This is a genomic window from Actinoplanes sp. NPDC051861 (assembly GCF_040681145.1).
GTDB lineage: Bacteria > Actinomycetota > Actinomycetes > Mycobacteriales > Micromonosporaceae > Actinoplanes.
The window spans coordinates 48,720-61,770 of the sequence record NZ_JBFAYE010000009.1; the positions used below are offsets into that span (position 1 = coordinate 48,720).

At 69.7% G+C, this 13,051-nt stretch carries 13 protein-coding genes; 7 read left to right on the top strand and 6 right to left on the bottom strand.

Features of this window, described 5'->3' with window-relative positions:
- Window positions 1–48 precede the first annotated feature (48 nt).
- On the top strand, window positions 49–1,236 hold the full coding sequence (locus tag AB0M02_RS23875) for an MFS transporter (RefSeq protein ID WP_364230102.1): 1,188 nt from the start codon (window positions 49–51) through the stop codon (window positions 1,234–1,236).
- 279 nt (window positions 1,237–1,515) lie between these two features.
- Window positions 1,516–1,716 carry a hypothetical protein gene (locus tag AB0M02_RS23880; protein ID WP_364230103.1) on the top strand — a complete coding sequence of 67 codons (201 nt, stop codon included), beginning with the start codon at window positions 1,516–1,518 and terminating at the stop codon, window positions 1,714–1,716.
- Window positions 1,717–1,865: 149 nt separating this feature from the next.
- Here AB0M02_RS23880 and AB0M02_RS23885 read toward each other — a convergent pair whose 3' ends face one another.
- Genes AB0M02_RS23885 through AB0M02_RS23895 form a run of 3 tightly spaced genes read right to left on the bottom strand, consistent with a single transcriptional unit; the run spans window position 1,866 to window position 3,965 of the window.
- Window positions 1,866–2,708, bottom strand: coding sequence for a patatin-like phospholipase family protein (locus AB0M02_RS23885; RefSeq protein ID WP_364230105.1), 843 nt, complete (start codon window positions 2,706–2,708; stop codon window positions 1,866–1,868).
- A 22-nt stretch (window positions 2,709–2,730) separates the two neighbouring features.
- A complete protein-coding gene (locus AB0M02_RS23890; protein ID WP_364230107.1) occupies window positions 2,731–3,414 on the bottom strand; it encodes a hypothetical protein in 684 nt (227 codons plus the stop codon).
- Complete coding sequence (locus AB0M02_RS23895) at window positions 3,411–3,965, bottom strand: RNA polymerase sigma factor (RefSeq protein WP_364230108.1); 555 nt, start codon at window positions 3,963–3,965, stop codon at window positions 3,411–3,413. Before AB0M02_RS23895 ends, AB0M02_RS23890 begins: the two co-directional genes overlap by 4 nt.
- A gap of 180 nt (window positions 3,966–4,145) precedes the next feature.
- Between AB0M02_RS23895 and AB0M02_RS23900 the strand changes: the two genes are divergently transcribed.
- Entirely contained in the window at window positions 4,146–5,759 is a 1,614-nt protein-coding gene (locus AB0M02_RS23900; RefSeq protein WP_364230110.1) for a lysyl oxidase family protein, read from the top strand.
- Window positions 5,760–5,772: 13 nt separating this feature from the next.
- On the opposite strand, the gene AB0M02_RS23905 is transcribed toward AB0M02_RS23900, so the two are convergent.
- The 3 genes from AB0M02_RS23905 to rfbB all read right to left on the bottom strand — a co-directional run bounded on the left by AB0M02_RS23905 (window position 5,773) and on the right by rfbB (window position 8,436).
- Window positions 5,773–6,453, bottom strand: coding sequence for a GTP pyrophosphokinase family protein (locus AB0M02_RS23905; RefSeq protein WP_364230112.1), 681 nt, complete (start codon window positions 6,451–6,453; stop codon window positions 5,773–5,775).
- Window positions 6,454–6,622: 169 nt separating this feature from the next.
- Window positions 6,623–7,459, bottom strand: coding sequence for a dTDP-4-dehydrorhamnose reductase (gene rfbD, locus AB0M02_RS23910; protein ID WP_364230114.1), 837 nt, complete (start codon window positions 7,457–7,459; stop codon window positions 6,623–6,625).
- The gene (gene rfbB / locus AB0M02_RS23915; protein ID WP_364230116.1) at window positions 7,459–8,436 is read right to left on the bottom strand and encodes a dTDP-glucose 4,6-dehydratase; all 978 of its coding nucleotides are present in this window, start codon (window positions 8,434–8,436) and stop codon (window positions 7,459–7,461) included. Before rfbB ends, rfbD begins: the two co-directional genes overlap by 1 nt.
- Window positions 8,437–8,481: 45 nt before the next feature.
- Between rfbB and rfbA the strand changes: the two genes are divergently transcribed.
- From rfbA to AB0M02_RS23935, 4 genes are all read left to right on the top strand, one after another.
- On the top strand, window positions 8,482–9,354 hold the full coding sequence (gene rfbA / locus AB0M02_RS23920) for a glucose-1-phosphate thymidylyltransferase RfbA (RefSeq protein WP_364230118.1): 873 nt from the start codon (window positions 8,482–8,484) through the stop codon (window positions 9,352–9,354).
- Window positions 9,351–9,950 carry a dTDP-4-dehydrorhamnose 3,5-epimerase gene (rfbC, locus tag AB0M02_RS23925; RefSeq protein ID WP_364230120.1) on the top strand — a complete coding sequence of 200 codons (600 nt, stop codon included), beginning with the start codon at window positions 9,351–9,353 and terminating at the stop codon, window positions 9,948–9,950. Before rfbA ends, rfbC begins: the two co-directional genes overlap by 4 nt.
- Before the next feature lie 285 nt (window positions 9,951–10,235).
- Complete coding sequence (locus tag AB0M02_RS23930) at window positions 10,236–11,714, top strand: sugar transferase (protein WP_364230121.1); 1,479 nt, start codon at window positions 10,236–10,238, stop codon at window positions 11,712–11,714.
- Between the two features lie 2 nt (window positions 11,715–11,716).
- Window positions 11,717–13,030: a UDP-glucose/GDP-mannose dehydrogenase family protein gene (locus tag AB0M02_RS23935; protein WP_364230123.1), complete on the top strand. Its 1,314-nt coding sequence runs from the start codon at window positions 11,717–11,719 to the stop codon at window positions 13,028–13,030.
- The last annotated feature ends 21 nt before the right edge of the window (window positions 13,031–13,051 follow it).

Genomic DNA, 13,051 nt, shown 5'->3' on the forward strand with positions numbered 1-13,051 from the left:
TTGTGTCTCCCCGTGTCATCCCCGTCAATGGGTGCTGTGCCGCGAAGAATGCTCGCTCTCGCCCTGGCCGGTTACCTGCTGACCACCTGGGCCTGGTCCCTGTTGGCTCCACTCGCCCCGTTGCTGGGCGACAGCTTAAGCCTGACTCCGATCATGCAGGCAATGGTGGTCGCGCTCCCGGTCGTGGTCGGTGCCCTCAGCCGCATCCCGGCGGGCGCGCTGAGCGACCGGTTCGGCGCCCGCACCGCGTTCCTGACGATCATCGTAATGACGATCGTCGCTCTGCTGGTGCTGGCGTATGCCGGGCGGCAGTCGGCGCAGGCCCTGCTGGGTGCGTCGGTGCTGCTGGGCGTGGCCGGTGGCACGTTCGCGGCGGCCGTGCCGTTCGTGAGCGGGTGGTTCCCGGAGAGGCGCGGCCTGGCGATCGGGATCCTGGGCCTGGGACTCTGCGGCAGCGCGGTCGGGGGCGTCACGGCAGTGCGGCTCGCTGAAGCGTACGGAATGAAGGCTCCCTTCCTGGCCACCGCGCTGACGCTTGCCCTCCTCGGTCTCCTCGTCGCCGTCACCATGCGCGACGCCCCGCACGCACCCCGCGCCGCGACCGGCATCGGGGCCGGCCTGATTGCCGCGATGCGGCTTCCCGTCACCAGAAAAGCCCTTCTCTGGTACGCGGTGGGCTTCGCGATTTTCGTCGCCTCCTCCACCGCGCTCCCGGTCTACCTCGACCACGCCTACCACCTCCCGGCCGCGCGCTCCGGCGACGTGATGGCCGGCTTCGTCCTGCTCGCGGTCCTGACCCGCCCCCTCGGAGGCTGGCTCGCCGACCACTTCGGCCCGGCCCGCCCGCTGGTCCTGGGATATGCCGCGGCCCTGGCCGTGCTGGTCGTGCAGGCCTGGACGCCCCCACTCCCGGTACTCCTCGGACTGGTCCTCCCGGTCCTGGCGGTGACCATGGGCATGACCAGCACGGCGGTCCTCGCCCAGGTGAGCGGCACGGCCCCGCCGGTGCTGGTCGGCCTGATCACCGGCCTGATCAGCGCGGCGGGCGGCCTGACCGGCTTCGCGACACCCCTGATGCTGGCCGCGTCCTATCAGCGGACGGGAACCTACGGCCCGGGTTACGCGGTGCTCGCGGCAGCGGCGGCGCTCGCGCTGACGACAGCGCTCCGGACGATGCGGGAGCCCCAGCCGTCCCCGTCGCGAAGCCCATCGCCGGTCACGACGTCGGAACCATGAGCCGCGCTCCCCACACGCCCACCGCCTCCCACGCCCACCGCCTCCCACGCCTACCGGCCTCACACGGGCGCCGCCTCCCACGCCCACTGCCTCACACGGGCACCGCCTCACACGGGCACCGCCTCACACGGGCACCGCCTCGCACGGGCGCCGGCCTCGCACGGGCGCCGGCCCTACACGGGCGCCGGCCGGTGGGTGATCGTTTTGGCGGGGCGGCGGTCGGGTATGTGGCGTTTCTGCTGATTCCCGCTGAGGTGGGGAGCCGCGAGAGGAGACGTCATGCCGGAGCAGAGACTTCCCGACGATCCAGACAAGTATCCGCCGCTCGATCCCGGAGCGCCGATTCCTGACGATCCGGGGGAATTGTCGCCGGACAGCCCGGACCCGCTGCCGCCACCACCCACCGAGCCGATGCCGGTCGAGCCGGTGCCCGCCGAGCCGGTGGTCAACCCGGACGAGCCGGTCCCCGAGCCGGCCTAGCACGGTCGCCGGCAGACCTTGGGCGCGCCCGCCGCCTCGGAGCGGCTCACGTTCCCAAGGTCGCCGGGAGCACCAAGATCTTGGGCGCGCCCGCCGCGTTCGGGCGACTTGAACGCCCGAGGTCGGCGGGGTGCGGGGAGGGTGTGTGGCTACGGGAGCCAGACTGCGCGGACGGCTTCGGCGAGGGATCGGCCCTGGTGGAGGCCGGCTCGGGCGGAGGGGCCGCGGCGGCTCTGGCTCATGAAGTTGGGGCCGAAGGCTTCCAGGGAGGCCTCGTCGGGCTCGATCAGGACGGCATGCGCGGCGCCGGTGGAGGTCATCTCGGCCAGGATGCGGTCGCGGTCGAGGGCGGCCATCGGGGCGATCACGACGAGGTGCTCGGCGCCGGCGGCCAGGTCGGCGCCGGCGCCCAGGCGTACGCCGCCGTCCATGTAGCGGCGGCCGTCGATGGTGATCGGTGGCATCAGGCCGGGCACGGCGCAGCTGGCGGCCACGGCGAGTTCGACGGGCACGCCGGACGAGGCGCCGAAGACCACGTCCCGGCCGTCGGCGGTGTCGACGGCGGTGATCCGCAGGTCGCGGCCGGTGGGCCAGGACCTGCCGGGCAGCAGTGACGCGATCCGGGCGACGTAGGCGTCCTCGGCCGTCGTGGTGGCGGCCAGGGCGAACTCGCCGACCCGGATCCGGGACTGCTGGGCGGGAACGGCCGGGTCGGCGAGGACGGCGAGCGCGGTGATCGCACGGCTCATGCTGCCGTCACCGCCGGAGGTCCGGGGCGCCCGTTCCGCCGGTATCTGCTCCTCGAGCGCCACCGCCGCCTCCAGGTCGCCGCCGGAGGCCACGAGGGTGCCGACTACCGATCCCGCCGACGTGCCGATCACGACGTCGGCGTCGGCGACCGGCACCCCGGAGCGCAGCAGGCCGCAGAGCACACCGAGTTCCCACGCGATACCGGTGACGCCGCCGCCACCCAGAACCAGAGCCTTGGTCACGTACCGGAAGGTAACACCCGCCTCAGAACGCCGCCTCGTACAGCTCGCGCAGCCCGGGCGAGTCCGCCTCGCCGCTGTAGCCACAGATCAGCACGTCACCGCCGGACGAGGCGACGAGGTAATCCTTTCCGGTCTCGAACCTGCCGCTGCCCATCATGGTCTCCGAGGAGCCGCCGGCCTGGCCGACGCGGGCGAGCCCGGCGGGTGCGCCCTTGTAGACGTGCGTGATCGCGAGGGTCACGGTGCGGCCGTCGATCCCGCTGACGGTGCCGGCGAAGACGAAGTCGGTGTCCTGGGTGAGGTGCTCCGGCTTGGGCTCGGCGCACTTGGCCAGGACGCCGCCGGGCATTGTCAGGTCGACGGCGGAGGCGGAGGTCGTGGCGGAGGTGGGAGTCGTGGCGGAGGGCTGAGCCACCACAGGTCCGACTTCCACGGATCTTTCCGGGCGAAACGCCGCCCAGCCGAGGCCCGCCGCAGCGAGCCCGAGCACGACAGCGAGAGCCGGGACGAGGCGCCGGCGCGAGGTGCGGGGAGTGGCGGTGTCGCCGGGAGAGGCGGTGTCGCGGGGAGTGGCGGTTGCGGTCATGGCGTGCTCCGAGAGGTGCGTGATCCGGGCGGGAGACACCGGTGGCAACCCCGCCGCCGGGTCTGCGTTCCGCAAGCGGGCGCGCAGATCGCCGTCAGGGCGCTGATCGTCGTCGGTCATGGGCGTCTCCCTTCTGTCGGCTCCTCATGTCCGGAGACCGCGCCGGTCTTTCGCAGCTGATCGCGGAGTTTGCGCTTGGCGCGGTGCAGCCGGATGTGCGCCGCGTTCGCCGACACGCCGAGAACCACCGCGATCTCACCGGGCGCGAGGTCCTCCCAGGCCCACAGGCGCAGCACCTCCGCGTCCTCCGCACGCAGGGCGCCGAGCGCCGCCCCGAGATCTTCGTCGGGCAGGCTCGGACCGTAGGTCACGCTGGGTGGTGGGTCGAGCTGCCAGATCCGGGCGAGCAGGCGCGCTCGGCGACGGCGGGCACGCTCAGCGTTGGCAAGACAGAGACGAGCGATTGCGTACGCCCAAAGCACCTCGGCCCCGGCCGGCATCTCGTCCACACGCCGCCAGCAGACGAGCAGCGTCTCCGACAGCACGTCATCAGCCGTCGCCGCATCCGTCCGCCGAGCCAGATAACGGCGCACCGCGTCGATGACCGCCGGCGCGGCAGTCTCGAAGCGCCGCCGACGATCATCCGGAGCAAGGCGATCATCCGCAGTCACAGGGTCCACCCTCGCTCATGTCCGGCAGCGGGCGGACTCTTTCACCCCGAATTCGTTGATCGACGACTATCCCTAGATCGTGCCAACGGGGGTCGATTTCACAGGAACTTCATAGGTGTCCGATTTGGATGGCCCGGCAGCGGCCGGATCAGCGCCGGCCGCCTTGACGGGAAGGAAGTCATGACTGACCCGACGAACCATCGTCGCCGCCGCACGCGCTGGCTGACCGCCGGTGCCGTGACGGGCGCGCTGGTCCTCACCGCCGCCGGTGTGGGCGTCGCTCAGGCCGCGGCCAGCCCGCCGCCGCTCAACTTCGTGGCCGCGACCTCGCAGATCACGGCGGAGCGGTACGAGTACGACGGCGAGGTGTGGCTCTACTTCGACCTGGGCCTGCACGTGATCGCCGGCAAGGACCCGCTCGAGATCTGGGCCAAGCGCACCGGGTACGACAAGCCGATCACCGCCGAGCGGACGGTCGTGCAGAACGGCAAGAAGAAGAAGGTGGCGCTGCCGTCCGGCATGGTCGCCGACTTCAACGGTCTCAAGGACTTCACGAAGATCACCATCAAGGACGAGGCGGGCAACACGGTCGCCGACTACTCGACGGCGTTCTGCGGCAACAGCTACTCGTCGGCGCGGACCCGGCCGGACGCCCCCGCGACGAACCCGTACCCGACCGGTTGCGGCGGGTACAACCCGTTCACGCTCGGCGCGGTCTGGGGCATCCAGGCCGGCTGGAACGCGCAGGTGCCGGACCAGCCCGAGTACCGGCGCGACGAGCAGCAGCCGTTCGACCTGAAGCCGGGCAAGTACACCGCCACGGCCAGCGTGAACCCGGTGTACCAACAGTACTTCGGCATCCCGTCGGGTTCGAGCAGCGCGACCGTCGGCATCACCGTCGTGGACGCGAACGTCGAGGGTGAGGGTGCCGCGCTCAAGGCCATGAAGGCCGAGGCCAAGGAGGAGCCGGCCGCGGTGCCGCCGCTGGCCGACGAGCACGCACTGCACGCCGGTCAGGGTGACGCCGCGCGACAGGTGTCGTCGTACCTGCCGGAGTTCCGCGCGCCGGCCAAGCGCCCGACCTCGCTGCTCAAGGCCGCTCCGTCGAGCGGGCCGAAGCCGGACCTGAAGTCGCTGCCGGCCTGGGGCATCTCGCTGTCCCAGGACGAGGACAAGTGGTACGTCAACTTCGGCGCCACGGTCTGGAACGCGGGCACCTCGCCGCTGCTGGTCGACGGGTTCCGTCGCACCGGCACGGACAGCGCTCTGATGGACGCGTACCAGTACTACTTCGACTCCAAGGGCAACCAGGTCGGCTCGAAGCAGGCCGGGACCATGGAGTGGGACGCCCGCGAGGGTCACAAGCACTGGCACTTCACCGACTTCGCGCAGTACAACCTGCTCTCGTCGGACCAGAAGCTGGCCGTGCGCAGCGGCAAGGAGGCGTTCTGCCTCGCCAACACGGACGCGGTGGACTACACGATCACCGGTGCGAAGTGGCGTCCGGAGAACACCAGCCTGGAGACCTCCTGCGGCGCCGACACCGTGGTGGCGGTGCGTGAGGTGCTCGACATCGGCAACGGTGACACCTACAGCCAGGACCGGCCGGGTCAGTCGTTCGAGATCACCGATCTGCCGAACGGCACCTACTACATCCAGACGCTGGCCAACCCGGAGAAGAAGCTCGGCGAGCTGAGCACCACGAACAACTCGTCGCTGCGGCAGATCGTTCTCGGTGGCACGCCGGAGGAGCGGACGCTGACCGTTCCGCCGGTGTTCGGCATCGAGGGCTAGCAGGAAACCGGTTTTACCGCCTCGGCCCGTGGATCTCGCGGTGTAACCGCTCCATCCGCTGGTCGAGGCGGGCCGCGTCCTCGGCCGCCTCGGCCAGTTCGGCGCGCAGCGCGGCCGGCACCTCGGGGTCGTGCTTGTAGTAGATCTTGTGTTCGAGGCTGGCCCAGAAGTCCATCGCCACTGTCCGGATCTGGACCTCCACCGGCACCGCGACGACCCGGTCGGACATGAAGACCGGAACCTCCACGATAAGGTGCAGGCTGCGGTAGCCGTTCGGTTTCGGCTTGGCGATGTAGTCCTTCTTCACCACCAGGTTGACGTCCGGCTGGCGGGTCAGCATGTCCGCCACCGTGTAGACGTCCGAGGTGAAGCTGCAGACGATCCGGATGCCGGCGATGTCCCGGATCCGCGAGCGCAGATCGTCGTAGGTGAGCGGGCAGCCGAGCCGCCGGGCTTTCGCGGTGAGGCTCGCCGGGGTCTTCAGGCGCGGGCTGACGTGCTCGATCGGGTTGCCTCGGCCACGGTGGGTGAGCTCCTCGGCCAGGATCGAGATCTTCGTGTTGATCTCGGCGAGCCCGAACTTGTACACCATCATGAAGTGGTTCAGGTCGGCGTACTGGTGTGCGAGGACCAGGGCCGCCGCGTCAGCGTCCCGGTGGACGATCTGCCCCGGTTCGGGATGGTCGGTCATCATCAGTGCCCATGGTTGCGCATGGCGGGTCGCTTGCGCTCCTTTTATTCGGTACGAGTGATCCGCGTCTTGGAAGCGATTACGGGGCGATGGGCCTACACCGCGGCCTGGCCGGTGGGTCCGGGCCGACGCGCGCCCGCCGGGCATGAACGTGGCCGGCGGGCACGAAAGCTCATCGCAGCAGCGCGGGCATCGCCTCGGCCAGCATTTCACGCCACTCCGGTAGCGGTGCGACACCGGTACCGGCCCAGCGGTCGTGTCCGAGCACGCTGTAGGCGGGCCGTTTCGCGGGGCGGACGAACCTGTCACTGGTCGTCGGACGGATCCGCTCGGGGTCGAGGCCGGCCTCGGCGAACGCGGCGCGGGCCAGGCCGAACCACGTCGTCGACCCCGCCGCCGTGCCGTGGTAGGCGCCCGGCGCGGCCCGGCCGTCGAGTGCCGCCCCGGCGAGCGCGACGACCTGCTGGGCCAGGGCGAACGACCAGGTGGGCGGGCCCTGCTGGTCGTCGACCACGTCCAGGGTCTCGCGGTCGGCGGCCAGTCGCAGCATCGTCTTGACGAAGTTCGGCCCGTGCTCGCCGTAGAGCCAGGCGGTCCGCACCACATACCCACCGGCGTTCAGCACCGCCCGCTCACCGGCCGCCTTGCTCCGCCCGTACGCGTTGACCGGCGCCTGCGGCGCGTCCTCGGGGTAGGGCGTGTTCGCCTGCCCGTCGAACACATAATCAGTAGATATGTGGATAAGTCGCTTTCCTGCTGCCTGGGCGAGGTTGGCGGCGCCGTGACCGTTGACCGCCGTGGCGGCCTCCTCGTCGGACTCCGCACCGTCCACGTTCGTCCAGGCCGCGGCATTGATCACGAAATCAGCACCGGCCACGGCGGCCGCGGTCGCCGCCGGGTCCGTGATGTCCAGGTCCGCCCGGGTGAGGGCGACGACGTCCTCGCCGGCCAGGACTGTCCGCAGGTCCTGGCCGAGCATCCCGCCGGCCCCGGTGATCAGCCAGCGCATCAGAGACCGGCCCGGGACTTGAGCGGCTCCCACCAGGCGCGGTTCTCCCGGTACCAGGTGACGGTCGAGGCCAGGCCCTGTTCGAGGGTGATCTGCGGCGCGTACCCGAGCTCGTTGCCGATCTTCGTGATGTCCAGCGAGTAGCGGCGGTCGTGGCCCTTGCGGTCGGCGACCGGGCGCACCATGTCCCAGTCCGCGCCGCACGCCTCGAGGAGGCGGCCGGTGAGCTCCCTGTTGGTCAGTTCGGTGCCGCCGCCGATGTTGTAGACCTCGCCGGCCCGGCCCTTCTCCAGGACCATCTGGATACCCCGGCAGTGATCGGAGACGTGCAGCCAGTCACGGATGTTGCCGCCGTCGCCGTAGAGCGGGACCGGCTTGCCGTCGAGCAGGTTGGTCACGAACAGCGGGATGACCTTCTCCGGGAACTGGTGGTCGCCGTAGTTGTTGGAGCACCGGGTGACGACGACGTCCATGCCGTGCGTGCGGTGGGCGGCGAGGGCCATCAGGTCGGAGCCGGCCTTGGAGGCGGCGTAGGGCGAGTTCGGGGCCAGGGGCCACTCCTCGGTCCACGAGCCCTCGTCGATCGACCCGTACACCTCATCGGTGGAAACATGAACGAATCGGCCAACTCCGGCTTTCCGGGCAGCGTCCAACAGGGCCTGCGTTCCGAGCACGTTGGTGGTGACGAACGGCATAGCACCGGAAATGGACCGGTCCACGTGGGATTCGGCGGCGAAATGCACCACCGCGTCATGTCCCGGAAGCAGTTCGTTCAACAGGTCAGAATCGGAAATGTCCCCCTGGACGAATCGTAGTCGGGGATCCGACACCGGCAGGTTGTCGCGATTCCCCGAATAGGACAACAGATCCAGAACGGTCACCGAGGCACCGGTCGCACCCGCGTACTCGTCCTGCAAGAGGGCCCTGACGTAGGACGAACCGATGAAACCGGCACCGCCGGTCACTAAAATCTGCACGACTGGCGAGTGTAGATGCTGGCGCCCCACCTTTAGGGTCGCCCGGTGCGCGGAATTCTGTTGGCCGGTGGGACCGGCTCGAGGCTCTGGCCGATCACCATGGCCATGTCCAAACAGCTCATGCCGATCTTCGACAAGCCGATGGTGTACTACCCACTCACCACCCTCGTGTCGGCCGGGATCCGCGAGATCCTGGTGATCACGACACCCGAGGACCAGCCTCACTTCCAGCGACTGCTCGGTGACGGAAGCCGCTTCGGGCTGGCGCTTTCCTACGCGGTTCAGCCCGAACCGGACGGCATCGCGCAGGCCTTCCGGATCGGCGCCGAGTTCATCGGTGACGAGCCCGTCGCGCTGATCCTGGGCGACAACATCTTCCACGGCGTCGGCCTGGGCCGGCAGCTCGCGCGGTTCGGCGAGCCGGGCGGCGGGCGCGTGTTCGCGTACCCGGTGGCCGACCCGGAGCGCTACGGCGTGGTCGAGTTCGACCGGGACGGCAGGGTGCTGTCGATCGAGGAGAAGCCCGAAAAGCCTAAATCCCGTTATGTCGTACCTGGTCTGTATTTCTACGATGCCGATGTGGTCCAGATCGCCGACAAGCTGGAGCCCAGCGCGCGCGGCGAACTGGAGATCACCGCGGTGAACGAGGAGTATCGGCGCCGGGGTCGGCTCGACGTGACCGTCCTGGAGCGTGGCACGGTGTGGCTGGACACCGGCACATTCCAATCGATGGTGCAGGCGTCCGAGTACGTGCGGGTGATCGAGGAGCGTCAGGGTTTGAAGATCGGGTGCGTGGAGGAGGCCGCCTGGCGGCTCGGCTTCATCTCCGACGAGCAGTTGCGTGACCTGGCCGAGCCGCTGCTGAAGAGCGGCTACGGGCAGTACCTTCTCCGCCTTCTCGACGAGGAGGCCCGGTGAAGATCAGGCCGTTGACGATCGAGGGTGCCTGGGAGGTCACGCCGGCGCAGCACGGCGACTCCCGCGGGACCTTCCTGGAGTGGTACCGGTTCGACGCGCTCGCCGAGGCCGTCGGCCACCCGCTGGACCTGGCCCAGGCCAACCTCTCCACCTCGGCGCGGGGGGTGGTCCGCGGCATCCACTTCGCGGATGTGCCACCCGGTCAGGCCAAGTACGTCACCTGCGTGTCCGGAGCGGTACTCGACGTGATCGTGGACATCCGCGCCGGGTCGCCGACGTTCGGCGCCTGGGAGGCGGTCCGCCTCGACGACACCGACCGCCGCGCGGTCTATCTCGCCGAAGGGCTCGGGCACGGGTTCTGCGCGCTGACCGAGGGGGCCACGGTGGCCTATCTCTGCTCAGCCACGTACCGTCCCGGCCACGAGCACGGGATCCACCCGCTGGACCCGGAGCTGAACATCACCTGGCCGGTCGGCGAACCATTGCTCTCCGGCAAGGACGCGGTCGCACCGACCCTGGCCGAGGCCGGGGAGAGCGGGCTCCTGCCGTCGTACGACACATGTGTTTCGTACGGCAAACAGCTTCAGTCGGGATGATTACAATCGATGGTCCCCAATGGACTATTGCGCGTGACAGTTCCGTGTAGTAAGCGACTGACCACCGTTCGCAGTTCCGCTGCACCTTTTGTTCAGCACATCCTCCGAACCGACAATCGGATCGAACGGAAGGGTGTAGCGCGACAGGGGTACGGTTCAGCAGTCTGTCCTGTGTGTCCCGTGGGTTACCTCCGCGGGAAGATTTTGACCGGTCCGTGCTTGGGGGCGCGGGCCGCGGGTAGCCGCGGTCGATGACGGGGGCGAGGCGTGCAGACAACCGAACAAGTGGCGACCCTGGACCTCAGCGAGACAGCACTGCAGCTCAGGACCCGGACGCGGGCGAGTGAGACCCGTGCCGGGTGGCAGAGCAGGTACGCGAGGACCCTCTATCTCATCGACTTCGTGGTCGGGCTCGGCGCGGCGTCGGCCGGCCTGATCCTGCGGTTCGGCTCAGCCGGTGGCCAACCGTATATGCGTGACTACCTATTGTTGACTTTGTTGTTTCCGGTCGTCTGGATGGCGTGCCTCGCGGTGAACCGGGCCTATGAGCCCCGTCACCTGTTCGTCGGCACCGACGAGTACGCCCGGGTATTCCGATCAGGATTGGCGCTCACGGCCGGACTGGCCATTGTTTCCTTTGCGTTCGACCTCCGTTTGGCCCGGGGGTACGTGCTCATCGCCGTGCCCGTCCTCATTTCCGTCAACCTCCTCGCCCGGTACGCGTTCCGGCAGACGTTGCACCGTTCGTGGGCGCACGGTGACCGGCTGCACCGGGTCATTCTGGTCGGCCACGAACGCGCGGTCATCGACATGACCCGCCGCCTGCGCCGGGAGAACTATCACGGTCTCGGCGTGATCGGCGCGTGCCTGCCGCCCGGCATCACCCGCACCCGGCTCACCCCGGGCCTCCCGCCGGTGTACGGCACGTTCGACGGGATCGCCTCGGCGGTCACCCGCTCCGATGCGGACACCGTCGTGGTGCTCTCCTGCCCGGAGATCGACGGCGCGATGCTGCGCCGCCTGGCCTGGCAGCTGGAGCGCGACGAGATCGACCTGATCGTGGCCAGCACGCTGGTCGACGTGGCCGGTGACCGCACCACGATCCGCCCGGTCGACGGCCTGCCGATGCTGCACGTCGAGCACCCGCGGCTCAAGGGCAGCGCCCGGATCATCAAGAACCTCTTCGACCGGCTCGGAGCGCTGTTCCTGCTGGTCATGCTCTCGCCGATCCTGCTGGTCCTGGCGTCACTGGTGTGGTTCGGGCCGGGCGGCCGTGGCCCGGCGATCTTCCAGCAGGAGCGGGTCGGCAAGGACGGCCGGCCGTTCATGCTCTACAAGTTCCGCACGATGGTGGTCAACGCCGAGGCGCGCCTGCAGGAGCTGCGCAACCTCAACGACACCGACGGCGAGCTGTTCAAGATGCGCAACGACCCCCGGGTCACCCCGGTGGGCACCTGGCTGCGGCGCTTCTCGCTCGACGAGCTGCCCCAGCTGGTGAACGTGCTGAAGGGCGACATGTCGCTCGTCGGGCCGCGCCCGCCGCTGGCCCGCGAGGTCGCCGGTTACCCGGCCGACATGCTGCGCCGTCTCGTGGTCAAGCCGGGCCTCACCGGCCTGTGGCAGGTCTCCGGCCGCTCCGACCTGTCGTGGGAGGAGTCGATCCGGCTCGACCTGACCTACGTGGAGAACTGGTCGCTCGCCATGGACGTGGCCATCATGTTCCGCACCGTCAGCGCGGTGGTCCGCAGCTCGGGAGCCTACTGAGAATGAAACTCACCGTCATCGGCACCGGATATCTCGGTGCCACCCACGCTATCTGCATGGCCGTGATGGGCTACGACGTCGTGGGAGTCGACGTCGACCCGGAGAAGATCGACCGGCTCAACTCGGGCGAGGTCCCGTTCTTCGAGCCGGGCCTGCCGGAGCTGCTCACCAAGGCCCTCGAGTCGGGGCGGCTGCGGTTCACCACGAGCTTCGAAGAGGCGGCGGCGTTCGGCGACGTGCACTTCATCTGCGTCGGGACACCGCAGAAGCCCGGCTCCGAGGCGGCCGACCTGACGTACGTCGACTCGGCCGTGGACTCGCTCGCCGTACATCTTCGTCGCCGTGCCTTGGTGGTGGGGAAATCCACCGTGCCGGTGGGCACCGCCGCGCGCCTCGCGAAGCGTGTCCGTGAGCTGGCGCCGGCCGGTGACGACATCGAGCTGGCCTGGAACCCGGAGTTCCTGCGCGAGGGCTTCGCCGTCGACGACACGATGAAGCCCGACCGGATGGTCTTCGGCGTCACCTCCGCGTGGGCCGAGGAGCAGCTGCGCGCCGCGTTCCGCCCGGTGCTCGCCCAGGGCGTCCCGGTGAAGGTCACCGACCTGCAGACGGCCGAGCTGGTCAAGGTCGCCGCCAACTCGTTCCTCGCCACCAAGATCTCCTACATCAACGCGATGGCCGAGATCTGCGAGGTCACCGGCGCCGACGTGCACGACCTGGCCGAGGCGCTCGCCTACGACGAACGGATCGGCGGCAAGTTCCTGCGGCCCGGTCTCGGCTTCGGCGGCGGCTGCCTGCCCAAGGACATCCGCGCCTTCGCCCACCGCGCCGAGGAGCTCGGCGTCGGCCAGGCCGTCGGCTTCCTCCGCGAGATCGACGGCATCAACCGCCGCCGCCGCGCCCGCACCGTCGACCTGGTCGTCGAACTCTGCGACGGCGACGTCAGCGGGAAGCGGATCGCGGCGCTGGGCGCGGCCTTCAAGCCGAACTCCGACGACATCCGCGACGCACCGGCGCTGGACGTGGCCGCGACCCTGCGCACGATGGGCGCGGACGTGGTGGTCTTCGACCCGGCCGCGATGGACAACGCGCGGCGGGTGCATCCCGAGCTGGAATACGGCACGAGCGCCCTGGACGCCGCTCGCGGCGCGGACGTGGTCGTGCTGCTCACCGAGTGGAACGAGTTCCGCGAGATCGAGCCGCCGGCGATGGCCGCGGTGGTCACCCAGCCCAAGATCGTCGACGGCCGCCACGCGCTCGACCCGGTCCGGTGGCGCGCCGCCGGCTGGGAGTACCGGGCGCTCGGCCGTCCCTGACCCGCACGAGAAGGGCCACCC

Coding starts and splice junctions, on each gene's coding strand:
- AB0M02_RS23875 (WP_364230102.1), top strand. CDS start 49: ATGCTCGCTCTCGCCCTGGCCGGTTACCTGCTGACCACCTGGGCCTGG.
- AB0M02_RS23880 (WP_364230103.1), top strand. CDS start 1,516: ATGCCGGAGCAGAGACTTCCCGACGATCCAGACAAGTATCCGCCGCTC.
- AB0M02_RS23890 (WP_364230107.1), bottom strand. CDS start 3,414: ATGACCGACGACGATCAGCGCCCTGACGGCGATCTGCGCGCCCGCTTG.
- AB0M02_RS23900 (WP_364230110.1), top strand. CDS start 4,146: ATGACTGACCCGACGAACCATCGTCGCCGCCGCACGCGCTGGCTGACC.
- AB0M02_RS23905 (WP_364230112.1), bottom strand. CDS start 6,453: ATGATGACCGACCATCCCGAACCGGGGCAGATCGTCCACCGGGACGCT.
- rfbD (WP_364230114.1), bottom strand. CDS start 7,459: ATGCGCTGGCTGATCACCGGGGCCGGCGGGATGCTCGGCCAGGACCTG.
- AB0M02_RS23935 (WP_364230123.1), top strand. CDS start 11,717: ATGAAACTCACCGTCATCGGCACCGGATATCTCGGTGCCACCCACGCT.